19 protein-coding genes are annotated in these 19,464 nt (G+C 70.9%); 9 read left to right on the forward strand and 10 right to left on the reverse strand.

The annotated features are described in order from the left end of the window. Positions 1–46 precede the first annotated feature (46 nt). The 5 genes from FHT38_RS07710 to FHT38_RS07725 all read right to left on the reverse strand — a co-directional run bounded on the left by FHT38_RS07710 (position 47) and on the right by FHT38_RS07725 (position 4,602). Positions 47–724 carry a bifunctional 2-polyprenyl-6-hydroxyphenol methylase/3-demethylubiquinol 3-O-methyltransferase UbiG gene (locus FHT38_RS07710; RefSeq protein ID WP_183491072.1) on the reverse strand — a complete coding sequence of 226 codons (678 nt, stop codon included), beginning with the start codon at positions 722–724 and terminating at the stop codon, positions 47–49. Next, entirely contained in the window at positions 721–1,524 is an 804-nt protein-coding gene (locus FHT38_RS07715; protein ID WP_183491073.1) for an SDR family oxidoreductase, read from the reverse strand. Before FHT38_RS07715 ends, FHT38_RS07710 begins: the two co-directional genes overlap by 4 nt. 117 nt (positions 1,525–1,641) lie before the next feature. Next, positions 1,642–1,773 (reverse strand): hypothetical protein, encoded by a 132-nt coding sequence (locus tag FHT38_RS25270; protein ID WP_255488626.1) that lies wholly within the window; start codon positions 1,771–1,773, stop codon positions 1,642–1,644. A gap of 23 nt (positions 1,774–1,796) precedes the next feature. Beyond that, positions 1,797–3,032, reverse strand: a complete 1,236-nt coding sequence (locus FHT38_RS07720) for an MFS transporter (protein ID WP_183491075.1) — start codon at positions 3,030–3,032, stop codon at positions 1,797–1,799. A 157-nt stretch (positions 3,033–3,189) separates the two neighbouring features. Then, a complete protein-coding gene (locus FHT38_RS07725) occupies positions 3,190–4,602 on the reverse strand; it encodes an amidohydrolase family protein (protein WP_183491077.1) in 1,413 nt (470 codons plus the stop codon). 301 nt (positions 4,603–4,903) lie between these two features. On the opposite strand from FHT38_RS07725, the gene parE reads away from it, so the two are divergent. The 5 genes from parE to FHT38_RS07750 all read left to right on the forward strand — a co-directional run bounded on the left by parE (position 4,904) and on the right by FHT38_RS07750 (position 11,473). Continuing rightward, positions 4,904–6,892, forward strand: coding sequence for a DNA topoisomerase IV subunit B (parE, locus tag FHT38_RS07730; RefSeq protein WP_183491079.1), 1,989 nt, complete (start codon positions 4,904–4,906; stop codon positions 6,890–6,892). Positions 6,893–7,063: 171 nt separating this feature from the next. After that, positions 7,064–7,624 carry a GNAT family N-acetyltransferase gene (locus FHT38_RS07735; RefSeq protein WP_091724196.1) on the forward strand — a complete coding sequence of 187 codons (561 nt, stop codon included), beginning with the start codon at positions 7,064–7,066 and terminating at the stop codon, positions 7,622–7,624. Further along, entirely contained in the window at positions 7,621–8,352 is a 732-nt protein-coding gene (locus tag FHT38_RS07740) for a lytic transglycosylase domain-containing protein (RefSeq protein ID WP_091724197.1), read from the forward strand. The genes FHT38_RS07735 and FHT38_RS07740 overlap by 4 nt, the downstream gene beginning before the upstream one ends. Positions 8,353–8,418: 66 nt before the next feature. Next, positions 8,419–10,767 (forward strand): DNA topoisomerase IV subunit A, encoded by a 2,349-nt coding sequence (gene parC, locus FHT38_RS07745; protein ID WP_183491081.1) that lies wholly within the window; start codon positions 8,419–8,421, stop codon positions 10,765–10,767. 211 nt (positions 10,768–10,978) lie between these two features. Continuing rightward, positions 10,979–11,473, forward strand: a complete 495-nt coding sequence (locus tag FHT38_RS07750; protein WP_183491083.1) for an FxDxF family PEP-CTERM protein — start codon at positions 10,979–10,981, stop codon at positions 11,471–11,473. A gap of 105 nt (positions 11,474–11,578) precedes the next feature. On the opposite strand, the gene FHT38_RS07755 is transcribed toward FHT38_RS07750, so the two are convergent. The 5 genes from FHT38_RS07755 to FHT38_RS07775 form a co-directional block, all read right to left on the reverse strand. Next, positions 11,579–11,905, reverse strand: a complete 327-nt coding sequence (locus FHT38_RS07755; RefSeq protein ID WP_183491085.1) for a DUF3325 domain-containing protein — start codon at positions 11,903–11,905, stop codon at positions 11,579–11,581. Further along, positions 11,898–13,577: a PepSY domain-containing protein gene (locus FHT38_RS07760; protein ID WP_183491087.1), complete on the reverse strand. Its 1,680-nt coding sequence runs from the start codon at positions 13,575–13,577 to the stop codon at positions 11,898–11,900. Before FHT38_RS07760 ends, FHT38_RS07755 begins: the two co-directional genes overlap by 8 nt. Before the next feature lie 15 nt (positions 13,578–13,592). Further along, a complete protein-coding gene (locus FHT38_RS07765; RefSeq protein ID WP_310737358.1) occupies positions 13,593–13,934 on the reverse strand; it encodes an iron uptake protein in 342 nt (113 codons plus the stop codon). Between the two features lie 149 nt (positions 13,935–14,083). Continuing rightward, entirely contained in the window at positions 14,084–15,124 is a 1,041-nt protein-coding gene (locus FHT38_RS07770; RefSeq protein WP_091724226.1) for a quinone-dependent dihydroorotate dehydrogenase, read from the reverse strand. Positions 15,125–15,256: 132 nt separating this feature from the next. Continuing rightward, entirely contained in the window at positions 15,257–16,219 is a 963-nt protein-coding gene (locus tag FHT38_RS07775) for a LysR family transcriptional regulator (RefSeq protein ID WP_183491089.1), read from the reverse strand. A gap of 113 nt (positions 16,220–16,332) precedes the next feature. Here FHT38_RS07775 and FHT38_RS07780 point away from each other — a divergent pair, with 113 nt between their 5' ends. The 4 genes from FHT38_RS07780 to FHT38_RS07795 all read left to right on the forward strand — a co-directional run bounded on the left by FHT38_RS07780 (position 16,333) and on the right by FHT38_RS07795 (position 19,445). After that, the gene (locus tag FHT38_RS07780) at positions 16,333–17,259 is read left to right on the forward strand and encodes a DMT family transporter (RefSeq protein WP_183491091.1); all 927 of its coding nucleotides are present in this window, start codon (positions 16,333–16,335) and stop codon (positions 17,257–17,259) included. Between the two features lie 79 nt (positions 17,260–17,338). Then, positions 17,339–18,472 carry a 3-deoxy-7-phosphoheptulonate synthase gene (locus FHT38_RS07785; RefSeq protein WP_183491093.1) on the forward strand — a complete coding sequence of 378 codons (1,134 nt, stop codon included), beginning with the start codon at positions 17,339–17,341 and terminating at the stop codon, positions 18,470–18,472. A gap of 15 nt (positions 18,473–18,487) precedes the next feature. Beyond that, a complete protein-coding gene (locus FHT38_RS07790; RefSeq protein WP_254783263.1) occupies positions 18,488–18,916 on the forward strand; it encodes a hypothetical protein in 429 nt (142 codons plus the stop codon). A gap of 55 nt (positions 18,917–18,971) precedes the next feature. Then, positions 18,972–19,445: a DUF6152 family protein gene (locus FHT38_RS07795; protein ID WP_221213746.1), complete on the forward strand. Its 474-nt coding sequence runs from the start codon at positions 18,972–18,974 to the stop codon at positions 19,443–19,445. Positions 19,446–19,464 lie beyond the last annotated feature (19 nt).

Below are 19,464 nucleotides of genomic sequence, written 5' to 3' on the forward strand. Positions count from 1 at the left end.
TCGGCGGATTCTACTGAAGCGCCGGGGCGCTTCCGGGGCTCCGCGCTCAGCGCAACCGGTATCGCGGGTAGACCCCAGGCGCGGCCCCCGTGGCGTCCGCCGTGGGCGCGCTGGCGACGGGCCGGTTGTCGCGAACGGCAGCAACGCGCTGCACGTAACGACCGTTGACGCCGCCGGCCGCAGGGCCGGGCGGCTCCGACTCGATGAAGCCATCCTCGTACGCGATCACGCGCAGCCCGTCGACCGCGTCCAGCAGTTCCCCCGGACGCAGCAGGAACTCGAGCCGCGCGGGGCGGCCGATCGTCTGCTGTCCGTCGGTAAAGGTTTCGTAAATCAGCCAGCCGCCGGGCGCGACGGCCTCGACGATGCGCGGCAGCAGCGGCCGCCACAGGTAGTTGGTGACCAGCACGAGGTCGAACACGCGCCCCTTGAGCGGCCAGGGGCCTTGCTCGATGTCGGCCTGGATCAGCTCGACGCGACCGGAGAGTCCGGCCAGCCCCGCGAGGGCCGTCGTGTCGCGGTCGACGCCGGTGACCGCCACGCCGTCGCCCGCCAGCAGGCGCAGGTGGCGGCCCGAGCCGCAGGCCAGGTCCAGCGCGGTGAGGCCGTCGCGGTCGCGCCAGGCCTGTGACCAGCGCAGCACCCAGTCGCTGGGCAGTCCCGTGCCGTGGCCGCCGCCCACGGCCGGGCGCGACGGGCTGCCGAGGAACGTCGTCGTGCTCATGCGGGCCGCTGTTCCTTCTTCAGCGCCTTCAGCGCCATGCGGTCGACCATCGCCGGCGCCAGCAGCTTGAGCCAGCGGCCCAGCTTGCCCTTGGTCGTCATGACGATGTCGCGCTCGCGGGCCAGGGTGCCGTCGAGGATCAGCCGCGCGCATTCCTGGACGGTCATCGCGCCGCGTTCGTCCAGGCTGCTCAGCCCGGAGGCCTGGCCCTGCGCGTTGAAGCCGCGGTAGCGGATCTGGGTGTTGACGACCCCGGGATAGGCGATGGTCACGCTGACGCCGCTGGCCGCGACCTCGGTACGCAGCGCCTCGAAGAAGCCGGTCATCGCGAACTTGCTGGCGCTGTAGGCGGTGCGACCGGGGATGCCCAGCAGCCCGGCCAGGCTGGAGACCGCGACGATGCGGCCCTGGCTGGCCTTGAGCGCGGGCAGCGCCGCCTGGGTGCACCAGGCCGAGCCCCACAGGTTGATCTGCATCAGCCGCTGATACCAGGCCAGGTCCTTGACCTGGTCGAACAGCGCGTGCGCCGACATGCCGGCGTTGTTCACCAGCACGTCGATCGCGCCGAAGGCGCCGAGCGTGGCGCGCACCAGCTCCTGGCAGTCCTCCTGGGACTCCACGTCGCAGCGCTGCACCAGCGTGCGGGCGCCGAGCGCCTCGCATTCCGCCGCCACCCGTTCCAGCTTGTCGACGCTGCGCGCGGCCAGCACCAGCGAGAGCTTGGCGCCGTCGCGCCGCGCCCATTGGCGCGCCAGTTCGGCGCCGATGCCGTCCGAGGCGCCCGTGATGATCACGACCATGTTGTCTCCGTTCTCCTTGTCAGATCCAGAACCCGAGTGCCCGCCACGCCGCCGCGGTGGTCCGCGGTCTGTCGTGGCCCCTTGCCGGTGCGCATCGGCTTCGTCCGCGGCCGGCGCTCAGAAGCAGGCCCAGATCGCATCGCCCAGCTGCTGCATCAGCGAGGGCTGCGTGTAGGCCAGGAAGACCGTCGCCAGCACCGCCGCGGCGCCCAGCCCGGCGAGGATCCGACGGAGCGCGCGCCGTGTCATGGTGGGGTTCCCGGAGGCCGGCCTCAGGCCGCGGCCGGGACCGGGCGGCGCGTGATCGCGGACTCGCGCACCGGCAGGTTGGCCAGCATCGCCATCACGCCCAGCGCGATCGCCAGGTACCAGACGACGTCGTAGGAGCCGGTCGCGTCGTAGAGCTTGCCGCCCAGCCAGACGCCCAGGAAGGAGCCGATCTGGTGGCTGAAGAACACGAAGCCGCCCAGCATCGACATGTGCTGCACGCCGAAGATCTGCGCCACGATGGCGTTGGTCGGCGGCACGGTGGACAGCCACAGCACGCCCATCACGGCGGCGAAGACATAGACGCTGGCCGGCGTCAGCGGCACGTTCAGGAAGATCAGGATCGCGATCGAGCGCAGCAGGTAGATGGCCGAGAGCAGGTAGCGCTTGGGCAGTCTCTGGCCCAGCGTGCCGGCCGCATAGGTGCCGAAGACATTGAAGAGCCCGATCAACGCCAGCGCGTTGGTGGCGACCTGCGGCGTCAGGCCGTGGTCCTTCAGGTAGCTGGGCATGTGCACGCCGATGAACACGACCTGGAAGCCGCAGACGAAGTAACCCAGCATCAGGAGCTGGAAGCTGCGATAGCCGAAGGCCTCGCGCAGCGCCTGGCCGATGCTCTGGTGGTGCGCGCCGTGGGCGGCGTCCCGGGCCGGCTCGCGCAGGCCGAAGGCCAGCGGCACGATCAGGCAGGCGGCGATCGCCAGCACGAACAGCGCGTTCTGCCAGCCGCTGTAGCCGATCAGCCAGTTCTCGACCGGCACCATCAGGAACTGACCGAAGGAACCGGCCGCCGCCGCGACGCCCATCGCCCAGGAGCGCTTCTCCGGCGCGACGTTGCGGCCGATGACGCCGTAGACCACCGCGTAGGTGGTGCCCGACTGCGCCAGCCCGATCAGCACGCCGGCGCTGCCCAGGAAGCCGGCGGCGGTCGTGGAGACGGCCATCAGCGCCAGGCCGGCCGCGTAGAGGAAGGCGCCGGCGACCAGCACCCGCAGCGCGCCGAAGCGGTCGGCCAGCATGCCGGCGAACGGTCCGGCGGCGCCCCAGGCGATGTTCTGGACGGCCAGCGCCAGCGAGAAGGCTTCGCGCGTCCAGCCGCGGTCCATCGTCACCGGCGTCAGCCACAGCCCGAAGCCGTGGCGGATGCCCATCGACAGCGTGACGATCGCGGCGCCGCAGATCAGCACCTGCTGCAGCGACAGGGTGCGGGACGAGGAGGGGGAGGTCGGGATCGCGCTCATCCGGGCAATGTAATGGCTTCGGGTCGGCTTGGCTGACACCTGAATGACGCACATCCCCCGCGAGGGGCGGCCGGGTCGGCGCGATTCGCCCGATCGGGCGGGGTGGATGGCGCTCAGGCGCGCATGGTCGATGAAGGGGCGGGCTGGTCGGTCGCGCTCAGCCCGACTTGCCCGAGGCCGGTTTGGCCTTGCCCTTGGCCGGGGTCGACTTCTTCGTGCCGCGGGTGCCGGCCTTCTTGCCGGTCGCCTTCTTCTTGCCGGGGGCCGCGTTGAGGGCGTTGTTCTCCTCGCCGGCGGTGGCGGCCACGTCGTCCAGCTGGGTCAGTACGCGGCCCTGCTTGATGCGCAGCAGCGGCTTGTCCAGCGCGTCCAGGTCCTCGAGCGGATTGCCGATCAGCACCAGGAAGCTGGCCTCGCAGCCGGGCTGGAAGCAGCCGAGCTTGCGCTGCGGGAACAGCGCCCGCGGCGTGTCGACGGTGGCCAGACGCAGCAGCGCGGCCTTGTCGAGCACGCCCAGCTGGTCCAGGTGGTGCAGCTCGTTGAGCGCATTGCCGGTGAACAGGTCCGAGCCGACCAGCAGCCGCGCGCCGGCCGCCTTCAGGCGTTCCAGGTTCTGCTTCTGGACCGCCTCGATCCGCGCCAGCAGCTCCGGCGCCGGCTGGAACAGCCGCGTCGCGACGGTGGCGGTGACGATGCCGACCTGCTTCTCGGCGGCCAGCGCGGCGACCTCGGGCGGGATCAGGTGGGTCTCCGGCGCCTCGCCGTGCTGGGGGAAGTAGCCCGGCAGCTCGGCGATGAAGTCGGCGCCGGCGCGCACCGCCGCGGCGAAGTCGGCGACGCTCTCGATGTGGACCACCACGCGGCGCTGCTCGGCATGGGCGCGGCGCACGACCTCGGCCACGACCTCGGGCGTCACGCCCAGCCGGCCGCGCAACTCGGGCTGCTGGCGCAGCTCGGGGCGGTCGTGGTAACTCATGATGACCTTCACCAGGTCGCTGTGGCGGCCGGCGATCAGCGGCCACTTCCTGGCCACGTCGTCGGGCGTGTCCATCACCAGCACCGCCTTGTCGACGATCTGGTCCAGCGTCATCGGCGGCGTGCCCGATTGCAGCATCGCCAGCGGCTGGCCGTCCGACGAGGTGATGCAGGCGGTGGCGAAGAGCACGTCCGGCGTTTCCGGCTGCGAGATCCGGGCGCGGATCGGATCGATCGCGGCCGGATCGGCGCACAGCATCGCGGCGTAGAACACGCCGTCGCGCAGGTAATCCTGGCCGAACTTGTCCAGGCCCCAGGCGCCCTGCAGGTTGTGGTTGTGGGCGTCGGCGAGCGGCGCGACCAGCGTCTGGCCGCGCAGTTCCAGCAGCCGGTTGACCTTGCGCGGGCGCTTCTCGACGAAGCGGCCGTCCTCGACATAGAGGGTCCCGCTCTGCAGCTTCTCGCCGTCGAACCAGCGCGCGTGGCGCAGCTCCATCGCCATCTCGGGACTGGCCTTGAAGTCCTCCGCCCGGGCCGGGCCTCCCACGAGCAGCGCGCTCAGGGCCACGGCGAGCGGCGCCAGCAAGGCCCGCACGGGGCGGACGGCGTGGAGGGGGCGGGACGGGGCGGGCATGAAACCGGGGAGGGCGACGGTGGGGGAGTGCGGCGGACCCCCGGTAGCGGGGCCCGACAAGCCGGGAAGCGGCGGATGCTACGACAGCGCCTCCCGCTCGCCGGCGTCCGATCGGTAACCGGACGTGCCGCCGCGCACCCGCCGTGCGGCATGCGCGCGGCCTTGCAGCGCAGGCCCCGCTTCCGAGGGGAAACCCCCATGGGAGCGACCCCTGCCATCCGGCGTCAGGGAGCGTCACCGACGCTGCATAGAATCCCGCCCCATGGCAACCAAAGCAGTCAACCCACCGGGCAGCTACGGCGAAGGCTCGATCCGCGTCCTCAAGGGACTGGAGCCCGTCAAGCAGCGTCCGGGCATGTACACCCGCACCGACAACCCCCTGCACATCATCCAGGAGGTCATCGACAACGCGGCGGACGAGGCCCTGGCCGGTCACGGCAAGCGCATCGCCGTCATCCAGCACACCGACGGCTCGATCACGATCGAGGACGACGGCCGCGGCATCCCCTACGGGCTGCACCCGGAAGAAGGCGTGCCGGTCGTCGAGATCGTCTTCACGCGGCTGCACGCCGGCGGCAAGTTCGACAAGGGCTCGGGCGGCGCCTACAGCTTCTCCGGCGGCCTGCACGGCGTGGGCGTGTCGGTCACGAACGCGCTGGCCAAGCGGCTGCAGGTGACGGTCTACCGCGAAGGGCAGGTCGCGACGCTGGCCTTCTCCGGTGGCGACGTCGTCGAGCCGGTGGCCACGCGCAAGGCCGACCTCAAGGCCGGCGACCGCAAGCAGGGCACGACGGTGCGCGTCTGGCCGGACGCCAAGTACTTCGAGAGCGCCGACCTGCCCAAGAACGAGCTGGTCCATCTGCTGCGCTCCAAGGCCGTGCTGATGCCCGGTGTCACCGTGACGCTGACGCAGGAGAAGAGCGGCGAGACGCAGACCTGGACCTACAAGGGCGGCCTGCGCGACTACCTGATGCAGTCGCTGCCGGCGGATCCGCTGATCCCGCTGTTCGAGGGCGAGCAGTTCGCCACCGCCTCCGAGAGCGAGAACTTCGCCGAGGGCGAGGGCGCGAGCTGGTGCGTGGCCTTCACCGAGGAGGGCCAGGTCATGCGCGAGAGTTACGTGAACCTGATCCCGACGGTGGCCGGCGGCACGCATGAATCGGGCCTGAAGGACGGCCTGTTCGGCGCGATCAAGGGCTTCATCGAGATGCACGCGCTCGCGCCCAAGGGCGTCAAGCTGATGGCGGAGGACGTGTTCTCGCGCGCCAGCTTCGTGCTCTCGGCCAAGGTGCTGGACCCGCAGTTCCAGGGCCAGACCAAGGAACGGCTGAATTCGCGCGACGCGCTGCGGCTGGTGTCGGCCTTCGTCAAGCCGGCGCTGGAGCTGTGGCTCAACCAGCATGTCGAGCACGGCAAGAAGCTGGCCGAGCTGGTCATCAAGCAGGCGCAGACCCGTCAGCGCGCGGCGCAGAAGGTCGAGAAGCGCAAGAGCTCCGGCGTGGCCGTGCTGCCTGGCAAGCTGACCGACTGCGAGAGCACCGACCTGCTGCACAACGAGCTGTTCCTGGTCGAGGGCGACTCGGCGGGCGGCTCCGCCAAGCTGGGCCGCGACAAGGAGACGCAGGCCATCCTGCCGCTGCGCGGCAAGGTGCTCAACGCCTGGGAGGTCGAGCGCGACCGGCTGTTCGCCAACAACGAGATCCACGACATCTCGGTGGCCATCGGCGTGGACCCGCACGGCAAGAACGACGAGCCCGACCTGTCCGGCCTGCGCTACGGGAAGATCTGCATCCTCTCGGACGCGGACGTCGACGGCGCCCACATCCAGGTGCTGCTGCTGACGCTGTTCTTCCGCCACTTCCCCAAGCTGATCGCCACCGGCCACGTCTACGTGGCGCGGCCGCCGCTGTTCCGGGTCGACGCGCCGGCGCGAGGCAAGAAGCCGGCCGCCAAGCTCTACGCGCTGGACGAGGGCGAGCAGACGGCGATCCTCGACAAGCTGCGCAAGGAAGGCGCGCGCGAGGGCAGCTGGAGCATCAGCCGCTTCAAGGGCCTGGGCGAGATGAACGCCGAGCAGCTCTGGGACACGACGCTCAATCCCGAGACCCGCCGCCTGCTGCAGGTGCAGTACGGCGATCTGGACTTCGCCGACACCGAGGGCGCCATCAACAAGCTGATGGGCAAGGGCGAGGCGGCCGCCCGCCGCGAGCTGATGGAGCTGCACGGCGACGCCATCGAGGTCGACGTCTGAGGACCCTATGCCCCCACGCTCACTTCGTTCGCTGCCCCCCGAGGGGGTGCTCAACGCCCTTCGGGCGGCCGGGCGGGCGTCGGACGATGCGCCCCCACGCTCACTTCGTTCGCTGCCCCTCGAGGGGGCGCTCAACGCCCTTCGGGCGGCCGGGCGGGCGTTGAGGCCGACATGGCCAGCACCGTGATGCAAGACCACCGCGTCACCCTTCGCCCGACGATGCTGTCCGACCTGGACTTCGTCGTCGGCGTGGAGCAGGACGCGGGCAACCGGCCCTTCATCACGCCCTGGGAGCGCACGCAGCACGAGGGCGCCATCCGCTTTCCGGACGCGCGCCATTTCATCGTCGAGCTGGATGCCGAGCGCGCCGGCTTCGTGATCCTGCAGGGCTGTCGCAATCCCAACCGCTCGGTGGAGCTCAAGCGCATCGTGCTCGGTCCGAAGGGGCAGGGCGTGGGGCGGGTGTGCGTGCGGCTGCTCAAGAAGATGGCCTTCGCGCAGCTGGGCGCGCACCGCTTCTGGCTGGATGTGAAGGGCCGCAATACGCGGGCCCAGGCGCTGTATCGCAGCGAGGGCTACGTCGAGGAGGGCCGGCTGCGCGAATGCGTGCGCGCCGAGCCGCTGCCCGACGCGCAGGGCGTGATGGGCGAGGGCTTCGACGACCTGATCGTGATGTCGCTGCTCAAGCGCGAGTTCGAGGCGCGCGTGGCGCAGGGGCTGGAGCCGTCATGAGCCACGGCCGCGGCCCCACGACGCGCGGCGTGCGGCTGCGCAAGCGCCTGGCGCTGAGCATCGCCGTGGCCTTCGCGGCCAAGCTGACGCCGGCGCATGCGGAGCTGTGGGGCTACGTGGACGCCGACGGCATCGCGCACTTCGCGCCGACGCAGGTCGATGGCCGCTTCCAGCCGGTGATGTCGCCGCTCAGCGGCATCCAGCGCGTGCCCGGCAAGACCGACCACGGCCAGCGCATGCTGACCTGGCTGGACATCGCGCCCGAGGTCAAGGCGGTGCAGCCCTACCTGCGCGAGGCCGCGGCGGCGACCGGCGTGGATGCCGAACTGCTGAAGGCCATCATCGCGGTCGAGTCCGGCTTCCGGCCGGAAGCGGTGTCGCCGCGCGGCGCGTCCGGGCTGATGCAGATCACGCCGGCCACGGCCCAGCGCTACGCCACCGCGGAGGAACTGCGGCGGCCACTGCACCTGCTGGAGCCGCGGACCAACGTGATGATCGGCGCGCGCATGCTGGCGGACCTGACGCGGCGCTTCGGCCGGCTGGACGCGGCGCTGGCGGCCTGGAACGCCGGGGAAGGCGCGGTGCGGCGGGCCGGCGGGCAGATGCCCGACATCGACGAGACCCAGGCCCATGTGCACCTGGTGCTGGAGCTGTACTGGGCGCTGCTGCAGCGCAGCCTCGGCGCCCGGGCCCGGCAACTGACGATGGTCGCCACGCCGCTCGAGTGAGCGGGCGCGGCGACCGAGGATTTCCCAAGAAGATTCGAACGACCGGCGCAGGCCGGCATGAGAGAGATGACGCAAGAGACCTTTGATTTCGAGACGCCGGGCCAGCCGGGTGGCGGACAGGCGCCGTCGGGCGACGCGCTGACGCTGGCGCAGTACGCGCAGCAGGCCTACCTGGAATACGCGCTGTCGGTGGTGAAGGGCCGGGCGCTGCCCACCTACAGCGACGGCCAGAAGCCGGTGCAGCGCCGCATCCTCTACACGATGGAGCGGCTGGGCCTGGGCTTCGCCGGCGCCACCGGCGCCAAGGCGGTCAAGAGCGCCCGCGTGGTCGGCGAGGTGCTGGGCAAGTACCACCCGCACGGCGACCAGGCCGCCTACGACGCGATGGTGCGCATGGCCCAGGACTTCAGCCAGCGCTACCCGCTGGTGGACGGGCAGGGCAACTTCGGCAGCCGCGACGGCGACAACGCCGCGGCGATGCGCTACACCGAAGCCCGGCTGTCGATCTACTCGCGGCTGCTGCTGGACGAGCTCGACCAAGGCACGGTCGATTTCCAGCCCAACTACGACGGCTCAGAGAACGAGCCGCGCGAGCTGCCGGCGCGCCTGCCCTTCGTGCTGCTGAACGGCGCGTCGGGCATCGCGGTGGGCATGGCCACGGAAGTGCCCAGCCACAACCTGCGCGAGGTGGCGGAAGCGGCGGTGCTGCTGCTCAAGCGCCCGGACGCCGGCGACGACGAGCTCTATGCCGCGATCCAGGGCCCCGACTACCCGGGCGGCGGCCAACTGATCAGCTCGGCCGAGGAGATCCGCGCCGCCTACAACACCGGCCGCGGCAGCCTGAAGCTGCGCGCGCGCTGGAAGATCGAAGACCTCGCGCGCGGCCAGTGGCAGCTGGTGGTGACCGAGCTGCCGCAGGGCGTCAGCACGGCCAAGGTGCTCGAGGAGATCGAGGAGCTGACCAACCCCAAGGTCAAGACCGGCAAGAAGACGGTCACGCCGGAGCAGCTGCAGCTCAAGGCCTCGGTGCTGGCGGTGCTGGACAAGGCCCGCGACGAGTCCAACAAGGACGCGCCGGTGCGCCTGGTGCTGGAGCCCAAGAGCCGCACCATCGAGCAGCAGGACCTGATCAACACGCTGCTGGCGCACACCAGCCTGGAAACCTCGGCGCCGCTGAACCTGACCATGGTCGGCGACGACGGCCGCCCGGTGCAGAAGACGCTGCGCAAGATCCTGACCGAGTGGATCGGTTTCCGTCTCAACACGGTGACGCGCCGCACGCAGCACCGCCTGGACAAGGTCCGCGACCGCATCCACATCCTGGAAGGCCGGCACGAGATCCTGCTGCACATCGACGAGGTCATCGCGCTGATCCGTCACTCCGACGAGCCCAAGCCGGCGCTGATCGAGCGCTTCGAGCTCAGCGAGCGCCAGGCCGACGACATCCTCGAGATCCGGCTGCGCCAGCTCGCGCGCCTGGAGTTCATCAAGATCGAGCAGGAACTCAAGGGCCTGCGCGAGGAGGCCGGCAAGCTCGAGGAAATCCTGTCCAATCCGTCGGTGCTGCGCCGCACGGTGGTCAAGGAGATCGAGTCGGACGCCAAGCAGTACGGCGACGAGCGCCGCACGCTGATCCAGGAGGACAAGCGCGCCGTGGCCGAGGTGCGCATCGTCGACGAGCCGGTGACGGTCGTCGTCAGCCTGAAGGGCTGGGTGCGCGCGCTCAAGGGCCATGAGGTCGATCCGGCGGCGCTGGCCTTCAAGTCGGGCGACTCGCTCTACGGCGTGTTCCCGTGCCGCAGCGTCGATCCGCTGGTGGTGCTGGGCAGCAATGGCCGGGCCTATTCGGTGCCGGTCTCGGCGCTTCCGGGCGGCCGCGGCGACGGCCAGCCGATCACGACGTTGATCGAGCTGGAATCCGGCAGCCAGATCGCCCATTACTTCGCCGGCGCGGCGACGCAGAAGCTGCTGCTCGCGGGCACCGGCGGCTTCGGCCTGGTGGCCGAGGTCGGCGACCTGGTCGGCCGCCAGAAGGCCGGCAAGGGCTTCCTGAGCCTGGAAGGCGAGGAGCGGCCGCTGCCGCCGGCGGTGGTGCCGGTCGGCGAAGTCGCCGGGGTGCAGGTGGCCTGCCTGTCGATGGCGGGCCGCCTGCTGACCTTCGCGATCGACGAGCTCAAGCACCAGCCCAAGGGCGGCCGCGGGCTGACGCTGATCGATCTCGATGCGAAGGACGCGCTGGTGAGCGTGGCCGCGTTCACGACGCAGCTGCTGGTCAGCGGCACCGCGCGCGGCGGCAAGGCCAAGGAGAATGAGCCGCTCAAGGGCGTGGCGCTGGCGTCCTACGCCGGCAAGCGCGCCAAGAAGGGCAAGGCCTGCGATGTCATGCAGAAGCCGATGCGGGTGACGGCGGGCTGAGCGCCGGCCGGGGCGGCGGTCCGGACGCCGGTCCAGGCACCGACGACGTGCGCTGGCATGCCCGGTTCAGGCACGCAGGGGACAAGCGTGTCCCCTGTTTCTTACGGCTGTGACGCACCGCAACAAAAGTCGCGGGTTTGTGCAAGACACGAACGCATGCTGCAGTGCAAACTTCCTCACGAATCAACTCGTTTCTCGGGATGGGAGCAGCATGAAGTTCAAGTCTCTCGCCGTGGCGCTGGCCGCGGCCCTGATCGGTGGCGCCGCCGCCGCGTCGACGCTGGATCCGGTGTTCGTCACGCCGACCAACGGCAGTTTCTCGGACGTGGTCCTGGGCAACTTCACCCTGACGCAAGCGTCTGATGTGACGGGCTCGGTGTTCGCCGCGACCTCGATCGACTTCGGCAGCGGCTTCACGCTGCCCCTGCAGTCGGTGAGCTTCAGCTTCGCCGGCCTGAACGGCGCCGGCCTGGCGGTGAGCGACCTGGATGCCAGCGCGGGCGGCTTCCGCTATGCCAACCTGGCCGCGGGCACCTACCAGCTGATCGCCAGCGGCTCGCTGGGCGGCAGCGGCTTCGGCAACATCGCCGTGCTGTCGACGACGGTCAATGCCGTCGCGGCCGCGGTGCCGGAACCGGCCACCTACGCCCTGATGCTGGCCGGCATCGGCGCCCTGGGCGTCGCCGCCCGCCGCCGTCGCGCCTGAGCCCCCGCCGCGTCATCGGACGCGGCGTCCTCGCTCGAGCGAGGTCTCCCTGCGAAGCATCGCGCCCTCCCGGCGCGATGCTTTTTTCATTGGGGCGGCTCAAATTCATTGCGCCGCGACGCGGCGCGGCCACAGCGCTCGCAGCCAGCGCGGCCGCCACGACAGGGTAGCCGCGATCGCTACCGCGCCGCCGGCCAGCAGCATCAGCCACACGAGCACCGCCATCGTCGGATGGTCCGCCCCGAGGCACAGCCCCAGCGACGCGGCAAGCGCCAGCGCGCCCGCCACGCGCAGCGCGCGCGCCAGCGAAGGCGGCGGGGCGACATCGCCATGGACCTGTTCCCAATGCGTGTCCATCGCCAGCGCCAGCCAGCCGAAGCCGAGCACGGCGCTGACGGCGGCGCCGGTGAGCAGCCAGGTCGGTTCAACCATGGCGCGCCTCCGCGGTCGCCAGCACGGCGGGCGAGTGGCCAGTGGCCGTGGCCTTCGCCCGCCGACCGAGCCGACTGGCCGCGAGGATCGCCACGGCGGCGGTCGCCAGCAGGCAGAGGTCGACGCCCGCCACTGGCCAGTAGCCGGCCGCGAGGGTGCGTCCCAGGTGGTCGCCGGTGGTGACCGCATTGGCGACGACCGCCGTCACCGCGCCGGCGGCGATCAGGCCGCACTGCTCGCGCCAGGCCGGGTTCATCCGCGCGCGCGCGAGCGCGCCGCCACGGGCGAAGGCGTGCAGCATCGCCAGGCCCCAGGCGCTCCAGAACACCGTGCGCTCCCAGTCGCCCTTGTCGGCGAGCGACTCCGGCAGCAGCCGGTTGGCCACCAGCATCGCCATCGTCGCCGCCAGCATGCCGGTGACCGTGGTGACCGCCAGCGCATCGACCACGCGGCTGCCCGCGCTGCCCGCCTTCGCATGCTGCTGCTTGCGCTTCTCGACGAAGAACAGGAAGCCGGTGGCGATGCACACGCAGCCCAGCAGCCCGCCCAGCACATACAGCCAGCGCAGCAGCCAGTGACGGAAGTGCTGCAGGTGCAGCCCGGTCAGGAACTCGTTGACGCTGTCCACCGCGCTGCGCGGCGGATCCTCGCGCAGCAGCTCGCCGGTGGTCGCCTTGAAGTGGACGCCTTCGCCGGTCAGCGCGACGCGGTCGGTGCCGGCGCGATAGACGCTGACGTAGGCGTTGGCATCGCCCACATGGCTGACGTAGACGAAACCGACGTCGCCCGCCATGCCCTTGGCCTGCCAGCGCCGCTGCGCCTGCGCCACCATCGCGTCCACCGAGGCCATCGGCGCGGCCACGCCGGCGCGCTCGTGCGGCAGGCCGGTCTCGCGCGCCTCGACGCGCTCGTGCAGCTCGTGCAGTTCATGCAGCTGCGTGTGGGCCACCGGGAAGTAGATGCCCGCGAAGATCACCAGCCCGGTGAAGGCGAAGAAGAAATGGAAGGGCAGGGCGACCACGCCGGTCAGGTTGTGCAGGTCCAGCACGCTGCGCTGCACGGTCTTGTGGCGGCGGAAGGTGAAGAACTCCCGGAAGATCTTGCGGTGCATCACAACGCCGCTGACCAGCGCGGCCAGCATCATCAAGGCCGAGAAGCCGACGATCCAGGTGCCCAGGTCCTTCCATTTCAGGTGCAGGCTGTAATGCAGCGGATAGAAGAACTCGCTGCCCACGCGCAACTGCCCCTGCGGCAGCACGGCGCCGGTGCGCGGGTCCAGCGCGTGGCTGGCGAAGACGGTCTCGTCCGGGTCCTTCGCGCGCGGCACCTCGAAGCCGGCGAACACCGACACCACCGGATCGCGGTGCGTCGTGTAGGCGCCCCAGTTGCGCACGACCTCGAAGCGCTCGGGCAGCGGCCCGTCGACGCGGCCGTCGAGCAGCGCGATCGCGTCCTTGTCCGGCTGCATGCGCTCGAAGGCGGGCTTGAGGATGGTGTCGAAGGACGGCATCGGCTGCGGCGCGAAACGCGACGAGGGGATCGCCCAGCGGTCGATCTCGCGGTCGAACACCGACAGCGAGCCGAAGAAGAACACCACCATCAGCACGAAGCCCAGCACCAGGCCGAACCAGGTGTGCAGCCAGGCCATCGAGAGCCGGAAGTTCTGGAACACGGGTCGCTCCTTGTGTCAGGCGAGCAGCGCGCGCTGGATCAGCGCCGCCGCCCCGGTCATCAGCCCGCCGCCCGCCAGCAGCACCGCCCAGCACCGGCCGACACGCCGCGCCGCGAAGGTCCACAGGAAGGCCACCAGATAGAGCAGCACCCCGAGGATCGCGGCCAGGTGTTCGGCGTCGTGGAAGGGCATGCCCAGGCCATACAGCCCGGCATGGACGACGGCGATGAAGCCCCAGCAGAACGCATAGCCGCCGAGCACTGCCGCGCCGATGCGCGACAGCAGCGCCAGCGGCGGGAGCCGGCCGGGCGCGCGGGGGGGCGTGGGAGCGAGGTCGGTCATGGCGGCCGAGGGCATGAAGCGCTGTTGCAAATGCGAGGCATTATCGTCTTGTCAACGACTCAGATGCATGTAATTCGCATTTGCAGTAGCAGGTTTTTGTGGGACGAGCGCAAAAAAGAAGCGCTCCTGGGGAGCGCTTCGGTCGTGCGGGAGGCGGGGCGGCGTCAGAGCCGCGCCATCGCCCGGGCGCATTCCGGCACCAGGGCCGGGCCCTTGTAGATCAGGCCGGTGTAGAGCTGGACCAGGTCGGCCCCGGCCTGCAGCTTGGCGCGTGCGTCCTCGCCGCTGAGCACGCCGCCCACGCCGATGATGGGGTAGCCGCTGCCCAGCGCCGCGCGCAGCAGGCGGATGACGCGATTGCTGGCCTCGAAGACCGGCGCGCCCGACAGGCCGCCCGTTTCGCCGGCATGCGGCAGGCCCTGCACCGCCTCGCGGGCGATCGTCGTGTTGGTCGCGATCACGCCATCGATGCCATGGCGCTTCAGGCTCGCGGCGATCACCGCCACCTGGTCCTCGTCCAGGTCGGGCGCGATCTTCACGAACAGCGGCACCTGCCGGCCGCTCTCGTCCTGCAGCGCCAGCCGGCGCGCCTGCAGCGGGCCGAGCAGCGCATCCAGGGCCTCGTCGCTCTGCAGCTGGCGCAGGTTCTTGGTGTTGGGGCTGGAGATGTTGACGGTGATGTAGTCCGCGTGCGGGAACACGCCTTCCAGGCCGATCAGGTAATCGTCGACGGCGCGCTCGATCGGCGTGACCGCGTTCTTGCCGATGTTCAGGCCCAGCAGCCCGCCGTGGTGGCGGAAGCTGTGCGAGCGCTTCACGTTGGCGATGAAGGCGTCCAGCCCCTCGTTGTTGAAGCCCAGGCGATTGATCAGCGCCTGCCTGGCCGGCAGGCGGAACATGCGCGGCTTGTCGTTGCCCGGCTGCGCCTTGGGCGTGACGGTGCCCACCTCGATAAAGCCGAAGCCCATCGCGCCCAGGCCGTCGATGCAGCGGCCGTTCTTGTCCAGGCCGGCGGCCAGACCGATGCGATTGGGGAACTTCAGGCCGGCGACGGTCACCGGATCGGCGACCCGCGCCTGCGCCCAGGTGCACTGGGCGGGCGTGTTCTGGAGTCGGGCGATGCTGCCCAGGGTCAGTTCGTGCGCGTGTTCGGGATCCAGGCCGAACAGGAAGGGACGGGCGAAGCCGTAGGGGATGAGGGCCATGATGGGGCGGCATTGTCTCATCGCGCCCTTGCCGGGCCGGCCGCGCCTAGGCTCCGCGTGCGAACGGTGATGGGGGACTCGCCCTAGCTCCAACGGGCCCGGGCCCGGACGGGCACGCCGCCCGAGCCGGTTTCACGGGGCGTCCGGCGGGTGGTCGGAGCGATCCCAGGGCGGCACGTCCCCCCATCGCTCGACACAGAAATCGATCAGCGCCCGGACCTTGGGACTCGGAAAGCGGCTGGGCAGATAGACCGCGTAGAGCGTGTCCGCCTCGGCCGGCCCGCCCAGCGGCGTCCAGCCCGGGAGCAGGGCGGTGAGGCGGCCGGCGCGCAGGTCGCGGTCGATGGCGTAGGTCGGCAGCACCGCCAGGCCCATGCCGGCGAGCGCGGCCACGCGCAGCGATTCGCTGCTGTTGGCGGTCAGGCCGCTCTCGAAGCGCAGCGCGCCGGAGATCTCGACCTCGGCCTCGCCCCGCTCCGGGTGGCGGAAGCGCCAGCGCTCCGGCGCGTGCAGGTAGCCGAAGCGCAGGCAGCGGTGGTCCGCCAGCTCGGCGACCGAGGTCGGCGTGCCCTGCGCCGCGAGGTAGGCCGGCGATGCGCACAGCACGAAACGGATGTCCGCCAGCTTGCGTGCGACCAGGCCGGGGCTCGGCCGGCCGGTGAGCCGCAGCACCAGATCGAAACCTTCCTCGGCCAGGTCGACGTAGCGGTCGTTGAGCCCCAGCACCACCTGCAACTGCGGATGGCGAGCGCAGAACTCGGTGAGCAGCGCAGTGAATTGCAGGTTGCCGAACGCGGTGGACGTGCTCAGGCGCAGCACGCCGCGGGGCTGCTCGCGCTGGCCGGCGAGCTCGGCATCCAGCGCCTGCGCCTCCTCGAGCAACCGCAGCGCGCGCTCGTACACGCCGCGTCCCTCGGCGGTGGGGCTGATGCTGCGGGTGGTCCGATGCAGCAGCCGGGTGCCCAGCTGCTGCTCCAGTCGCGCGACCTGCTTGCTGACGGCGGACTTGGTCGCGCCCAGCAGCTTGGCCGCCCCCGAGAAGCTGCGCGCGTCGACAACGCGGGCAAAGGCCTGCAGGTCTTCCAGGCGTCCCATGGCGGTCTCCGATTGTTCTCGATCTGGAAACTCTAAAACGAAAGTAGAGCGGATTGTGTCCGAAGCGGCGCGTTTCTAGAGTGCGTCCATTGATCTTCGGAAAGGAACTGGCCATGACGACTGCCACCCACGGCGCTCTGCCGACCCCGTCGACCGCGGGCGCGGATCGGCTCGGCGCGCTGGTCGCGCTGAGCCTGCCGGCGCTCTTCATCCTGCTGTGGAGCACCGGCTACCTCGCCGGCAAGCTGGCGCTGCCGCACGCCGGTCCGTTCACCCTGCTCGCGCTGCGCTTCGGGCTGGCGGCGGTGGTGCTGCTCGGCGTGTCGGCGGCGACCGGCGCGCCGTGGCCGAAGACGCCGCGGGCCTGGATCCACCTCGGCGTGGTCGGGCTGTTGATGCAGGTGCTGCACTTCTCCGGCGTCTACTGCGCGATCGCCTGGAGGCTGCCCACCGGCGTGGCCGCGCTGCTGATCGGCCTGATGCCGCTGGCCACCGCGCTGGGCGCGCACCTGTGGCTGGCCGAGCGCCTGAGCGCGCGCCAGTGGCTGGGCATGTTGGGCGGCCTGGCGGGCGTGGCGCTGGTCATCGCGGATCGCCCCCTGGGCGGTGGCGCCTGGCAGGCCTATGGCGCCGGGTTGCTCGGCCTGGTGGGGCTGGTGGCCGGCACGCTGTACCAGAAGCGCTTTTGCGCCGGCATGGACCTGCGCACCGGCAGCGGCATCCAGATGACGGTCTCGGCGCTCGCGGTGACGGCCCTGGCGCTGTGGCGCGAGCCCGGCGTGGCGGACTGGAGCGCCGAGCTGATCGGCGCGACGCTGTGGCTGGGCCTGGTGAACTCGATCGGCGCCTTCAGCCTGATGTTCGTGATGATCCGGCGCGGCCAGGCGGCGGCGGTGGCGCGGCTGTTCTACCTGATCCCCGGCGTCTCGGCGCTGATGGGCGTGGCGCTGCTGGACGAGCACCTGGGCGCGCTGTCGCTGGCCGGATTCGTCGTCGCGGCCGCGGCGGTGGGGCTGGCGTCGATGAAGCGGGGCGGTTGATGTCCGGGATTGCGCGGCGGCGGATAATCGCCGCTTCCTTTTTCGCGTTTCCGTGTCCGAGAGGGCACGCGCCGCCGCCATGAAGCACCTCGACCATCCGCAGCACGACCGCGAAGTCGGCTCCGCCGATTCCACCCGCGACGCCACCCGCACCGACGACACCCGCATCGACGCGGTCCGCCCGCTGATCTCGCCGGCGCTGCTGCTGGACGAGCTGCCGCTGCCCGAGGCCTCGCTCGAGGTCGTCGAGACGGCGCGGCGCGAGATCAGCGACGTGCTCCACGGCCGGGACGACCGGCTGCTGTGCGTGGTGGGGCCCTGCTCGATCCACGACCACGGCCAGGCGATGGACTACGCCCGCCTGCTCAAGGACCTGCGCGAGGAGCTGAAGCAGGACCTGCTGGTCGTGATGCGGGTCTACTTCGAGAAGCCGCGCACGACGGTGGGCTGGAAGGGCTACATCAACGACCCGCACCTGGACGGCAGCTTCCACATGAACGAGGGTCTGCGTCTGGCCCGCCAGCTGCTGCTGGACGTGACCGCGCTGGGCCTGCCGGCGGGCACCGAGTTCCTGGACCTGCTGTCGCCGCAGTACATCTCGGACCTGATCGCCTGGGGCGCGATCGGCGCGCGCACCACCGAGAGCCAGAGCCACCGCCAGCTGGCGTCGGGTCTGTCCTGCCCGGTGGGCTTCAAGAACGGCACCGACGGCTCGGTGAAGATCGCCGCCGACGCGGTGCTGGCCGCGCGCGCCAGTCACGCCTTCATGGGCATGACCAAGATGGGCCTGGCCGCGATCTTCGAGACCCGCGGCAACGACGACTGCCACCTGATCCTGCGCGGCGGCAAGGCGCCGAACTACGACGCGGCCTCGGTGCAGGCGGCGGCCGAGGTGCTGAAGGCGGCGGGCCTGCGCGAGCAGCTGATGATCGATTTCTCGCACGCCAATTCGTCGAAGAAGTACGAGCGCCAGATCGACGTCGGCCAGGATGTCGGCGCGCAGATCGCCGGTGGCGACGCGCGCATCACCGGCGTGATGATCGAATCGCACCTGCAGCCGGGCCGCCAGGACCTGCTCGCGGGCCAGACCAAGGCGGACCTGCTGCCGGGCGTGTCCATCACCGATGCCTGCCTGGGCTGGAGCCAGACCGAGCCGCTGCTGCGCTCGCTGGCCGCCGCGGTGCGCCAGCGCCGCGACCGCCAAGGCGCGTGAGCGGCGTGCCGAGCCGTGTGGGACACGCTGACGGCGTTGGCGGCCCATCCCTGGGCCTACCCCGCGTTCTCGGTCGTGCACTTGATCGGGCTGGGCGCGCTGTTCGGCGGCCTGCTCGTCTTTGAACTGCGCGCGCTGGGCGCGCGTCGCGAGCTCGATCCCGGCGCGCTGGCGCGACTGGCGATTCCCACGGCGCTGGCGGGCTTCGCGCTGTGCGCCGTCTCTGGCGCAGCCATGTTCGCGACCCAGCCGCAGGAGCTGTGGGTCAATCCGGCGCTGCGGGTGAAGCTCGCGCTGATCGCTGTGGCGGGCCTGAACGCGGCCTGGTTCCACTGGCGCGGCGGCGTGCGGGCGCAGGACCGCCTGGGCCGCTGGCAATGCCTGCTGTCGTTGGGGATTTGGGTCGCTGTCATCATCTGCGGGCGCTGGATCGCCTTCGTCTGACGTCCTTCCCGCCAGCGCGTCCTTCAGGTCCTTCACGCCCTTCAAGGAGGCTTCGATGGAACGTCGTCTGTTGCTGGCCGCGCTCGCGGCCGCGCCCCTGATGCCCGCCGCCGTCCGCGCCCACCATGGGTGGAGCGGCTTCGACCAGGACCGCCCGCTGTACCTGGAGGGCCGCGCGGCCAGGGTGACCTGGCGCAATCCGCATGCGGAGCTGGATCTGGAGGTGCCGGAGCGGCTCGTGCTGCCGGCCGACCTGAAGCAGCGAGTCCTGCCCAAGCAGACGACCGCCGTCGACGGCGAGGCCCTGCTCGCGAAGACGCAGCTGCCGACGCGGCGCGACCGGCGCTGGGAGGTCGAGCTGGCGCCGCTGACGCGGCTGGAGGCCTGGCAGGTCGAAGAGATCAGACCTGGCACCCAGGTGTCGGTGATCGGCTTCGCCGCCCCGGGCGAGCAGGGGGCGGCGGTGCTGCGGGCGGAGTACCTGTTCGTCGACGGGAAGGTGTACGGGCTGCGGTCGTCGCCCGCTTGAGCGGCGGAGATAATCCCCC

Source organism: Mitsuaria sp. BK041 (genome assembly GCF_014193085.1).
Classification (GTDB): Bacteria; Pseudomonadota; Gammaproteobacteria; order Burkholderiales; family Burkholderiaceae_C; genus Roseateles.